Annotated in this window: 10 protein-coding genes; all 10 read right to left on the bottom strand. The window is 36.6% G+C overall.

Annotated elements, in window-relative coordinates:
- Positions 1 to 96: 96 nt before the first annotated feature.
- A complete protein-coding gene (locus tag GN138_RS09355) occupies positions 97 to 735 on the bottom strand; it encodes a class I SAM-dependent methyltransferase (protein ID WP_157363537.1) in 639 nt (212 codons plus the stop codon).
- A gap of 12 nt (positions 736 to 747) precedes the next feature.
- Positions 748 to 1,344, bottom strand: coding sequence for a short chain dehydrogenase (locus tag GN138_RS09350; protein WP_157363536.1), 597 nt, complete (start codon positions 1,342 to 1,344; stop codon positions 748 to 750).
- Between the two features lie 12 nt (positions 1,345 to 1,356).
- A complete protein-coding gene (locus GN138_RS09345) occupies positions 1,357 to 2,376 on the bottom strand; it encodes an NAD(P)/FAD-dependent oxidoreductase (protein ID WP_317162730.1) in 1,020 nt (339 codons plus the stop codon).
- A gap of 465 nt (positions 2,377 to 2,841) precedes the next feature.
- Entirely contained in the window at positions 2,842 to 3,714 is an 873-nt protein-coding gene (locus GN138_RS09340) for an AraC family transcriptional regulator (protein ID WP_157363535.1), read from the bottom strand.
- A gap of 702 nt (positions 3,715 to 4,416) precedes the next feature.
- Complete coding sequence (locus tag GN138_RS09330) at positions 4,417 to 5,535, bottom strand: adenylate/guanylate cyclase domain-containing protein (RefSeq protein WP_157363533.1); 1,119 nt, start codon at positions 5,533 to 5,535, stop codon at positions 4,417 to 4,419.
- A gap of 74 nt (positions 5,536 to 5,609) precedes the next feature.
- A complete protein-coding gene (locus GN138_RS09325) occupies positions 5,610 to 8,705 on the bottom strand; it encodes an efflux RND transporter permease subunit (RefSeq protein ID WP_157363532.1) in 3,096 nt (1,031 codons plus the stop codon).
- On the bottom strand, positions 8,702 to 9,757 hold the full coding sequence (locus tag GN138_RS09320; RefSeq protein ID WP_197429335.1) for an efflux RND transporter periplasmic adaptor subunit: 1,056 nt from the start codon (positions 9,755 to 9,757) through the stop codon (positions 8,702 to 8,704). Before GN138_RS09320 ends, GN138_RS09325 begins: the two co-directional genes overlap by 4 nt.
- Positions 9,747 to 11,153, bottom strand: a complete 1,407-nt coding sequence (locus GN138_RS09315) for a TolC family protein (protein WP_197429334.1) — start codon at positions 11,151 to 11,153, stop codon at positions 9,747 to 9,749. Before GN138_RS09315 ends, GN138_RS09320 begins: the two co-directional genes overlap by 11 nt.
- Complete coding sequence (locus tag GN138_RS09310; protein WP_157363529.1) at positions 11,146 to 12,084, bottom strand: DUF6268 family outer membrane beta-barrel protein; 939 nt, start codon at positions 12,082 to 12,084, stop codon at positions 11,146 to 11,148. Before GN138_RS09310 ends, GN138_RS09315 begins: the two co-directional genes overlap by 8 nt.
- Positions 12,077 to 12,547, bottom strand: coding sequence for a DUF2147 domain-containing protein (locus tag GN138_RS09305; protein WP_157363528.1), 471 nt, complete (start codon positions 12,545 to 12,547; stop codon positions 12,077 to 12,079). Before GN138_RS09305 ends, GN138_RS09310 begins: the two co-directional genes overlap by 8 nt.
- Positions 12,548 to 12,626 lie beyond the last annotated feature (79 nt).

Raw genomic sequence — 12,626 nt, 5'->3', positions numbered from 1 at the left:
TACTGCTCGATATCTTATTCTATCATGGAAGGATATTTATAAAATGATTCATATTTAGTGTCAAATTAGACGGAACGAAATCAAATAATACTTGGGTTAACTGTTTTTCTTCCCGATAAATCTCATAACACTGCCCTCACCTTGATGATATTTACCTTCATCAAGAAATGTTTTTACCTCTTCTAACAAAAGAATATCATAATTCGGAAAATCTCGATGCAGGTTATCTTCCGAAAAAAGCATATTCATATCTCTAGGACCACCAACTTTGGGATTTTTAGCTCGGTAATCAAAATGTTTTTTGCTGTAAGCTTCAAAGATGACAATTCCATCTAGTTTGAGCAAAGTCGTTAATTTTTGATGTATAGATTGAATCTTATCAGATGAAAAATGTGCAAAAATCAATGCTATGGCATCAAAAGAAGATTCAGGTAAATCCAATTCCTCAACATCACCAATAATATAGTCTATCCTGACATTGTTCTCATCGGCTAATTGTAACCCTTTTTTCTGTGCCTCTATACTTAAATCATTGGAAATAACCTCCCATCCCAATGTTGCAGCATAAACCCCGTTTCGCCCCTCTCCATCAGCAGGTAAAAAGATTTTACCTGGATTAAATTTTGTTATCCATTTTTGGAAAAAATTGTTTGGTTGTTTTCCATAGGAATAAACCTTTTCCGAATATCGTTTGTCCCAAAATTCTTTGTATTCTTTATCTTTTTGTGTTTCCATAATTCTTAACTATTAATAGAGTTTAACGACCTGTCCTGTATTTGCCCCGAACACACATTTATCAAAACCATATTCCAATTGCTTCATCGTTACAGGAATTTCACCTGGGAAATACTTAAAATATTGTGGAGAGTTTTCGATGACTGTAGGGCTTACAGCATTGATACGGACGTCCTTTTCAAATTCTATTGCGGCAGCCCTAACAAAAGCTTCAATACCTCCATTAGCAACAGAGGCATTTGCAAAGTTCTGTTGCGGCTCATAAGTAAGTCCTCCAGCAATCAAAGTAAAAGAGCTTTTGGGCTTTACGTAATCCTTACCTATCAGCACTAAATTGATTTGCCCCATCAACTTGCCCTCTAAACCTTTTCTAAAAGTATCATCAGTCAAGGTACTCCAAGGACCTACATAGGTAGGACCTGCGGTTGAAACTAGAGCATCAAACCTTCCAACTTTTTCATACATTGATTTGATGCTTTCAGGGGAAGTAATATCTGCAATGATATCTCCACTATTAGAACCTACTTTAATAAGTTCGTGCTTATCCTTCCAAGCCTTAACAAGATGAGTTCCCATAGTACCGGAAGCACCTACTACTATTATTTTCATAATTTATTAAGATTAAAAATTTTCAAGTACATATTCCTTGTTAAGCATCATACCGGCATTAGTACCCATTGCTACTGCGTTAGCAACGGTACGCATTTTCGTTGTATTGTCGCCACAAGCATAGACACCTTCTACTGTTGTTTTTTGCATTTCATCAACAACTACATAGCCTTTTTCATTTAGCTTACAACCCAACTTCTCAGGTGCTGTGCAATGTTGTTTAAATGGTAAGCGAGCATATATTGCATCTACTGCCAATTGAGAACCATCTTGAAAATGAATATTCTTTACATAGCCATCAATATGCTCAAACCTGATAATTTTTGTCTCAACGATATTAATATTGCGACTTTTCAACAACTCGGTTTCTTCTTTTGACAATGTAGAAGCACCATTTGTGTACAGACTTAAATTATCTGTCCAGTTCGAAATTAATCGCGAGAACTCAAAACCAAAATCTCCGTTTCCTAAAATCCCTGTTGTTTTTTTTCGCACTTCGTAACCGTGACAGTATGGACAATGCAATACCGAAATACCCCAGCAGTCGGAGAATCCTTCAATCTCGGGCATTATATCGTGAATGCCCGTGGCAAACACTAATCTTTTAGCAGTAAAACTATCTCCATTGGCTGTACTTATCGAAAAACTATTTAGAGATTTTTTCGCATCGGTTACCAAATCATCTAAAAAGTGAACCGTTGGATAAGCTTTTACTTGTTCAGCAGCTAGGTCACTTATTTGTTTAGGTGTTTTGCCATCTTGGGTTATGAAATTGTGAGAGTGTGGCGTTTGTCGGTTACAAGGTTTTCCACTATCAATAATAAGTACTTTTCTTAATGCTCGTCCCAATGCCATTGCAGTAGCCAAACCGGAGTAGCTCCCTCCAACTATTATTACTTCAAATTCTGTGTCTGTCATTTTTTTTTGATTTATTAATTCCAAGTTTTGCCAAGGCAGGCTAATACTTATTAATGCTAAACTGCTGTTTTTAACAAATTCTCGTCTGCCAATTCCTTTATGTTTATTGTTCATAATTTGAGAGGTTTAAGTAGGTTGATTGAGTTAAAGTTGCCGTAAAATATCAATGACAATATTCCTCTTAAACCTATTTTTATAATCCTTAATTGAATAATTAATTCACCGATGTTGAATTAATTATTCTTATTCTTTTTAAAAAGACCAATGATGTTATCTAATAAGGGTAAACCAACGAATACAATCAACGGGACTAAAACCAATGTCATTATTAGCGTACGCAAATAGACTGGAATAGAACTCAATGTGCCCTGAAACACATAAAGAAAAAGTGTTAGCAGTGGATATATTAGCACCCATATTTTTAGTGAAGCAATAAGCTTTATTTTTGTATTCATAAACCGAGGCTATTAAGATATTTTCTCTCTTAAATTGTAAAGTACAAATGTAGTTTGCCTCGTGCCTAATAGGTAGGACTCGTTTCTAGTCTAATGGTACTTTTGTAAAATTTAAACTTTATTCTTAAAGCCGAGAATCAATTTTTGAAGTATGTAATTGCCTAAATTCTTCTGGTGTATGGCCAATATGCTTTTTGAAAAAACGAATAAAATAAGAAACATCATCATACCCTAAATGATACGCAATTTCCTTAATTTGGTTAGAAGTGCCCAATGTGTAGCGTTTAGCTTCAAGTAGTATATTGTCAGCAATAACTTCTGAGAATGTCTTGCCAAGTGTAATTTTAGTAATCTTATTAAGTTGATATGGGGTCTGATTTAAGTATTCGGCATATTCATTTACTTGTTTCATTTCACCTAATTTCAACTCAATAGTAAATAAAAGCACTTCCAACTTTTCTTGATAGTAGCTTGTACTTTGATTGGAGGGGAATTTATCTAAAGATATTTTTCTGAAAAGATGAATAAAAAGTAGCTCAAAGTAGGCTTTTATACTTTCAACGTAGCCCGCTTTTTTGTCCTTGTGTTCTTGGTATATACATTCAGCTAAATAATTGATACCGTCGTATTCATTATTATCAAATACGTAGAAATCTTTATTTTCTTGTAAGCGTAATGTTTTATACAAATGTGATTTTAGGGGTCTAAAGAAGTTTTGTCCAAACTGAATTAGAAACCCTTCACTTTTTGCATCAATCCTTAATTTATGGATTTGACCAGGGCGTAATAAGAAAAGTGAATTTTTTTGTATTGAATATTCTTTGAAATCTATCTCTTGAAAACCATTACCTTTTTTAAAGCAAAAAATCACAAAAAAATCATGCCTGTGCAAGTCTCTTTTAAAATCTTTCCCTTTCAAAATTTCAGACATACTCCGTATATTAAAATTTGAACGCGCTTTGGCATTTGCTTTATGTATAATGGGTATGTCTTTCATCTATAGTTTATTGTATTCTAATAAAGTCTGGTTCTAAATACTCTTTGAAATCATATAATTTTTCTTTGTAAGTGATAAAATTCAAATCTCACAAAATTACTATTTATCTGAACAAAAAATTGGGACGATTATAAATTTAAGTAGGACAATTATGAAATTTTTTAATTTGGATTAAAATTAGAAATCAATAAAAAGGTAACTCTTCAGGTTGCATGGATTATTTTTTTTCAAGTAATAATAATTCTAGTTTACCCATATCTTCACTCACCTTTTTCTCAACAACTCTTGCATAAATTTGAGTAGTGGCCAAATAATTACTTGCCCTCATCTATACTCGAGTTATGATTCTTCTGATTTTCAAGTGCATTTGGGTCATAATTAATAGATTTAGCCAAACATTTCTTCCCAAACGGGCAATAACGTTTTAGAATACGAAAGAGGCTTCTTCGTTATCGTATCCGACAATGGTCTCGTTTAAGCTGAAGATGATGAGTTTGTAATCCTCGGTTAGGGGTTTGAAAACCAGCCTTTCAGCGTTAGGTTATCTGCGGTGGTAAATGCCTCAATGGTGGTTTGAGTGTAATTCGTTTTCGCGAAAGCTAAAAAAATGATTAAAAAAGCTGATAGATTGGCTAGAATATTCTCTGAAAGCTTATTTTCTTTCATTGATGGTTTAGATATAATATAATTGTAGTACCAAAATTATTGTGGTGCTGCCTCACTGCTCTCTTTCAGCAAATACACCGTTACTTTGCTGTTTTTTCCTCTCAATACATATTCTCCTAAAAATTCTGATTTACTGCACTCTGGAAGGCCATTCATTACGATGGTAGTCATCGCTAGTTTGTTGTTGTTTTCTTTGCTAATTTGCATTAGGCGAGCAGTGGTGTTAAGTACATCTCCGTGATAGGCTATTTCCTTTTTAAAAACACCTATCTCTGCAATAGTTACCATACCACTATGCACGGCACCTCTAAATACAGGTTGAACGTTATATTTCTCTGAAAAATAGCAGGTATTGTTTTCTAAGGCTTTTCTAAACGCAAAAAACAGCTTTACAGCCTTGTTCCTTGCCTTCTGGTCTTTTTCAAGAGACCAGGTTATGACCGCTTCATCACCTACAAATTGATAAATACTGCCATTAAATTCTAAAGCGATTAATGAGAGCTCTTCAAAACAATCTTGTATTAATTCACTATATCGTATATGGCTTAAGTGCTCTGCGATACTTGTTGATGATGCCAAATCAACAAAAAGAAATACGCGGTTTTCTTCAATAGGTTTCCTGTAAGATCCGGATAGGATTTTCCAAAAATGATTTGGCCCTAACCTCAGGGATATTTCACGGGCTAAATTGAACAAGGCGCCCAAAGGCAGCATAAAAGCAAATATGGATAATAAGTGATGGGAAAGTATAACACTTATAGTTATACTCCAAACTGTGGTAAATTCAAATCCTTTAAGGAGCAGTGCTATGAGCAAAATTGAACCTATGCAGAATAGAGATACAACAAACACCATCGCCAAATTAAATATAATACCTTGCCAGACAGACAGTTTTGAGAGATAGTGTCCGGAATATACATTGATCAAAGCTAAAAACAAGCCTATCAAAAAACCAGTGGAAAAACCTACGAGAAGAAGTCCAGAACTATTTAAAGGCAATACATATGGAAAAGTGTCCCGAATCTCACTGGTCTGACCTATGTATCTAATGTAGATATAGAGCATTCCAAATAATCCCCAGAAAAAGCTAAGAATTATACCTTGCTTAATAAAAACAGGTCTTACTCTTTTGTCTATTTTACGCGACACTGACATACTTCTTTTATTTAATTGTAAAGACAATTTTTTGTGATTGATATGATTTATTTGGGCATTTACCTTGATACAGCTTATTCTAAACTCAGATTGTTATCTGCTTGTTGATTTTCACTCCTATCGAGTTCTGAATTTGTCCTTTTGGAACTGGTAAAGAAATCATAAATCATTGGCAAAAGAAGTAATATGAGGATAGTGGAAGAAATCATTCCTCCAATTATAACTAGGCCGATTGGGCGCCATAATGCCCCCCCAAAAACAGTTAAAGGAATGATCCCGAGCACAGTAGTCAAGGTTGTCGAAACGATGGGTACTAGCCTAATTTTTCCAGCTTCTATAGCTGCTTCTCGTATAGTAGTTCCTTCTCTTAATTGTTGATTGGCGAACTCGACCATTACGATAGAGTTGTTGATGGCGATACCGATAAGACTTATTAGTCCTACAAAAGCCATAAAAGAAAAAGTCTCATTGAATATAAACATTAGGAATACTGCTCCTATTACCCCAAATGGCAAGGCGGTAAAAATAATCAAGGGTTGTGTAAACGAGCGGAACTGAATAATCAAGACCATAAAGCACAGCCCAAGCGCAAAGCCAGTGGCACTTAGCAACCCTCCAAACGAAGATTGCTGATCTTCTAGGGCTCCTGCAAACTCATAACTGCTTTCTTCCCAAGCTAGTTCATCAAGATCAGCAGATAATTCTTTAATTACCTCCTTGATGGCGTAACCGTCCTTTAAATCTGCACTCACCGTTGCTGTGCGATTTCCCATCGCATGTTCCCTTGAAGTCTCTGCTTCAATAAAAGTTAAATTTGCCAAGTTAAAAAGAGGAATAAAGCTACCGCTGAGTGATTCTACCTGAATTTTCTCAAAATCCTCATAGCTGAAATCAGCTTGACGGATGTCGTATCGCAAAACGATGTTCATTTCGTTCCCTTCATCATCACGATATTTTGAAACAGGTCGACCTGCAATAAAAGTACGCATCGCAATGTCTATATTAATAAGAGGAACACCAAGCATTGCGGCTTTTTCCCGATAAATCTCTAGCTTCAGATCTGTGGTGGTCTGTCCCATTTCATTTGATAAATTGAGTATGGCAGGATGTTTTGCCAGCCGCTCCTCTACCTGTAATGAGAGGGTTTTAAGGCGTTCAATGTTATCTTCATAAACCTTTACTTCAATTGGGGCGCCCGTACTAGGGCCCTGAGAATATTCTTTGACATCTATCTGCGCCTCACCGAAGGTATCAAAGGTATTTCGCATATGCTGTATGAAGCTTTCAAACTCTTTCTCTTCATAACGTTTGAGTCGCACATAAATCTCCGAAAAATTGGATTGAAAATTTTCTGAATTGACATTGTAATAAATCCTTGGATTACCATGTCCCACGTTTGCTACGTAGTAATCTACTAAACTTGTGGTATCAAGCACAGTCTCAACGCGTTTTACCACTTTATCTGTTGCATCCAGATTGCTACCGGGTGTCAGACGCACCGTTATGCGGAACTGTGGTTTTTGAGCCTTCGGAAAAAAACTCTGATCAATGTAAAGAACAAAAACTGTAATAGCGCAGATAAAAGTGATTATGGTACCAATTATAACTAATGGCCTTCGCTTAAAGACCCACGTTAGAAGTTGCGTATATGAACCGTTTGCAAATGTTTTGAATTTTTTTGCAATCCAAGTCGTCTTAATAGCAGTACCTTCTTTAAAAATACGAGAAGCTACAAATGGTGTAAGTGTAAATGCTATGATGAGTGAGGCTACTAATGTTGCAACTACCGTAATAGGCATAGAACGTATGAACTCGCCCGTTTTGTCCGGCATTGTTATGATGGGTATGAACGCGAGGCAAGTGGTTAATGTGGCACTGATTAAAGCACCACCTAGTTCTGAACAACCTCTTATCGCAGCCTCCTTACGGGAAAGCCCTTCATTGAGATAGCGAGAAATGTTTTCGACAATAACAATCGAATTATCTACCAGTAAACCTAAAGCAATAATCAAACCAGCAATGGATATTTGCTGCAGACCCAGTTCCATTTGATATATGACCACAATGGCCATAAATATTGAAAGCGGAATACTGACCATTACAAGAAATGCAGGACGTTGCCCCAACACCAGCCAGATAATCAATCCTACCAGAAGAATACCCTGCAAAAGGTTTGAAATAAAGTTGTTTACACTATCTTTTACCTGCTCTGTTTGCTCAAAAGCATACACAAGCTCTATACCTGTAGGAAAAATTAGTTTATCAATGCGCGATCGAATAGCTTCAGAAACGGTATGCACATTTTCATTTTCATTCTGTTGTATGGATATAATGATTGATTTCTTACCATTAATACGAGCTATATAGCGTTCATCTTCATATTGATAATCTACACTAGCAATATCCTCCAGATAAACATTTTGACCACGATAGGTTCCTACCACTGTCCTTTTGATTTCTTTGAGGTCTTCATAAAATCCTGAGGTCTGTACGTTAAACTGTTTTCCTCCCAGATCCAGGCTTCCTGCAGGTATGTTTGCATTGCTGCTCTGAATGGCCTGTTCTAAGTCATTAATAGAAATATTAGAAGCCTTCATTTGAATAGGGTCGAGTGAGATACGCACTTGTCTTTCCGGATAAGCTTCAATATCTACTGCCTTTAGACCGTTTATAGACTCTATGGCATCCTTTAACTTCTCTGCCTCCTGTTGTAACATCCTGTAGGGTGTGTTTTCTCCTACCAACATAATCTGGTAGATATTTACATCTGAGGTCGATTTCTTCATCACTCGTAAATCGTATAACCCGTCTGGTAGCGATTCTTTTACATCATTAACCTGACTAAGAATATCATCAAATTTCTCATCTGTATCTGTACTAAAATCGAACTCCAAGTTAATTGTAGCTAAACCACTTTGAATTTCAGCGTCCATTTTAATGACATCCTCCAGCTCATAAAGAGACTCTTCAAGTGGATCGACAATTAGGCTTTCCATATCACTAGGGGTTGCACCAGGATATATGGCTACAATAATTCCGCCCGGCGGCTGAACTATAGGATCTTCATACTGAGGCACTACAAAGTAAGCTTGCAATCCCACTATCAAGATGAGAAGGAAAGCTACAATGGTAACCTCTTTGTTTTCAGTGGCGAGTTTAGGGAGATTCATTGCGCACTGTTTTGTTTATTTGTTCTTGTAGTAAGACTATCTCCCTGCTTGATGTAACCCACACCTTCTGTAATAACCTCATCGCCAATTTCTAATCCGTCTTTAAGTAAAATGTATTTTCCATCAATGGTGAAAACATTTACGTCTTTTTTCTGGGCTATCCCATTACGCAAAACGAAAACAGCAGCTTGTTCACCCTGCGCATATTTTAGGGCATCAATAGGAATTTTTATCGCAGTTTTGACTCCGGCTACAGCGATGTAAGCCTTACCTACGAAACCTGAATACAACACACCATCTGGATCATCAAGAGAAATCTCTACAGAAAAAGTGTTAGTCTGCATATCAGCAATTTCGTTCTTCTCAGTCACTTTACCCTTAAATACGAGATCAGGCAGGGCATCAAAAACAACCCGAGCCGAATTGCCTAAGGCAATCTTTCCTATTTCCCTTGCAGTTAGGTTTACAATTATACGTTTGGTATTGGATAAAGCCCCAAAATAAAATACTGGATTACCTGAACCTACTAGCTCGTTTTCATCCGCTAGCTTAGTCAGCACGATTCCTTTGTAGGGTGCCTTGATTTCAGAGTAACGAAGATTAAACCCAGCAGATTCTAACGAATTTCTTGCGGCTTGAACCTGCGTTTTAGCATTTTGTAATTGCTCAAGGGTCGCCACCGAATCTTTAAATAGTGCCTGGGTGCGGTCTAAGTCGCGTTGTACCTTGTTGTATTGCAGCGATGCATTGTCTGTCTGTGCTTTTATTTCGTCTAGTTTTAATCTTGCCAGCGTCTGACCGGGCTGAACCCTCTGTCCTTCATCCACAAATACCTGTGCAATGATACCACCAGTTTTAAAACTGAGTTTTACTTCTTTGCTTAACGATACCCTACCTGTTGCAAAAACTTCTCTTTGGTAATCTACGCTTTCGGCAATGGCCGTGGCAACACTTTTTATTTTTTTCGTGTTTTCTTGTTCTTGCTCGTTCTTACACGCTATCACAAGCACAAGTAGGGAGAGCGTTACTGAAAATTTTAAGCTATTCTTCATAATTATAACTGCTTGATGCTCTTTCGAGCGAAGCTTTTTGAGATAAAACATTGTATTTTGCCGCTACCTCGCGTAACTGGGCATTTTGAAAATCAGTTTCAGCACTTTCTATTTCAAGTCTATTGGCACTGCCTAACTCAAACTTGCGCATCACAAGCTTAAGTTCCTCCTGTGAAGCATTTACTTCTTTTTGAGCTGCTGCTAATTGTTCATAAGCAGCTTCAACTTCCAGATATGCTTCCACCACTTCAATTTTTATTTTTTCAATAAGTTCTTCTTCCAGTGTTTTTGCGATTTCTTGATCTAGTTGTGCTTGCTGAATTTTAGCTTTGCTTTTACCAAATGTAAATACATTCCAAGTCAATTGTGCACCTACCGCTACAAAATCATCTTCTGTGGTAAACGCATATTCATTGCCACGATAGCCAGCATCAACAGCCAGATTAACCCTAGGTTTCATCGTTGCTTTTTCTAGTCCGATTTGTGCCTCTCTTACAGATTGTAGTTGTATAATCTGTTGAAGATCCCTTCGCTGTGATAGTGCCAGTTGCTCGTAGAATGATAGCGATTGAAGGTTGATTATATCATCGTCAATTTCAGTTTGATTGATAGACATATCATAAGCACGATTAAGAAGGAAGTTGAAGAAAGCCTGTGCCAAACGTTGATTTTTTCTTGCAGTGATGAGTTCTTGATTTACCTCTGCTTCACGAGCTTCGGCAGATAGCAGCCCGTCCTTTGTGATTTTTGAATTGTTGAGTAAACTACGATTGGTTCTAACATTCTCACTAGCTAGTGCTAATGCGTTCTCAAAGACTTTTACTATTTCTCCTGCTTGTAACCAGTGATAATATGTCGTTTTCACCTCTTTGACCAACTCATCTTTATAATACTCTTGACTCAACTTACTTAGTGTTACCAGCTCTTTTTTGATTTTGTGGTTCTCAATAATTGCTGCGTTATAAACTGGTATGGCTAAACGTACGAAGGTTTGCTGGTTTTGATTGAGCGCATCGTTTAGACCCTGATCATTTCCTGTGAGATAAGATGGCAAATCTGGGTAATTGGGTGCATCCAATTGTTCCAGACTATTGTTGATCATATCAAGATTACGAAGAAACCCGTCTAATTGATCCTGTATTTGTAATCCGAATAGATTTTGGCCTGCAGCTGTTTGAAAATTCGCGTTCAAGGATACCGTGGGATAAAATGAGCGTTTAGCCTCTTTGAGAGCTTCAAGGCTTTGTTCAAAATTTAGGGTTTCTCTTTTTAATGCTACATTTGACTCAATAGCAATCTTTATGTAGTTTTCTAAAATGTTATCAGATTGTGCAATAACTTTATGGACTGTAGTTATTAAAAGAATAGCACAAATGGTCAAGTTAAGCTTATTCATTCTTAGCATTGATATTGACTAAAATTCCAAAATTCACGGCTGGCTGAGGTATTTCATATCTAAGCATGTCTAGTTGTTCATTGCTATTGTCAAAAAGGGCAGAACGATTCCATATCGTAAGTCCTACAGATCCCTGAAAAAATACAGGGCCCGAGATATGCTGCAAAATACCGGCAGATAGTGTTACCCTGGAAATGTTATAAGAACCGATATTGTTTTCATTTTCGCTTAGAGCGAAACGACCTACCGAAAAACGTTCTTCAAATCTAATTTTTGTGTTTTCACTTAACGAATAATCAATGATACCATAATTGGGAAGTGCAAGATTTACAGACCACTTATCTGAAAATTCTCGTTTATAAATTAGATTTAGAATGGGAAAACCAAGTAATTCTGTATAAACTAAAGTAAGTCCCATTTGATAAGGTCGTTCTGTTTTGTCCATATTTAGAATAAAACCCAAACCAACTTTATACAAATTATTATCCCACGTCCAGGGAACACCATCGTTGGTGCCTTGGTCTGCACCTAAAATACTGACTAAAGAAACTCTTTTACTAACAGGAAGTAGTGCAGCAAGACCTATACCGAATTGAGAGGCATCTGCAGGACGATCACCGGTAAAGGCCCAGTTATCTACCTCTTGAAACGCTTTGGTATAATTCAAAAAAGGCCCTAATCGAAATCCTTTATCTCCAATTTCAAAAGGTGACCGCAAATTAACATCAATGACTTGCAAAGGTTCTCTTTCTACAAGTTCATATTGATCATTATCTGCCTGATTTACGCCAGCCTGTGGTAACCGACTATAACGTATAGCAAATGGCTCAAAAGACTGTGCAGTTGCTAAATGTACGATAAGTAAAAACGAGATGATAAGATACTTTTTAAAAGTATTCCTTATAGTAACGAGCTTGTACCATTTATTCATCTCGTTCAGGAAATTTAGATTTATCCTGAACAGGATACCAGGTGTTTATTTTGCTAAGCCATCTGCTTCCTTTAAAACCAATAACATTCAAGTTTTTTCCATCTAATTGCAGATATACTTTATAAGTCTTGCCATCCTTAGCATTATAAATAGTGCCGTCATTCCATTCATCTTTATCAAAGACCAGTCCCGATAATATTATAGTTCCTAAAAGAGGTTTGTCTCTTTTTGAAATATCTACATTGTTTTTATCCAGTTTGGGTTTGCCATTCACATTAGGTTGCGCAAGCCATACAATTTTCGAAAAATATTTGTTCTGGGATTTGTAAATTTCAAAGCCTGTGGCAGCATTCTCGCTAATCCAAAAGCCAAGAATATCATCTGCTTTTTGTCCAAGCACAGAATAGCTGAACATGAATGTGAAGCATATCAAAAACAAATCTTTAATTTTTCTTTTATTCATCTTTTTATAAGTTCGAATTAATAGTTGTTGAAATTACCTTTATTGCTAATGCCTCCAGCATAAAAAAGCGCAAGACGGG

Origin of the sequence: Winogradskyella endarachnes, assembly GCF_009741275.1 — a bacterium.
GTDB classification, from domain to species: domain Bacteria; phylum Bacteroidota; class Bacteroidia; order Flavobacteriales; family Flavobacteriaceae; genus Winogradskyella; species Winogradskyella endarachnes.
This window is presented reverse-complemented; position numbering and strand designations above follow the sequence as displayed.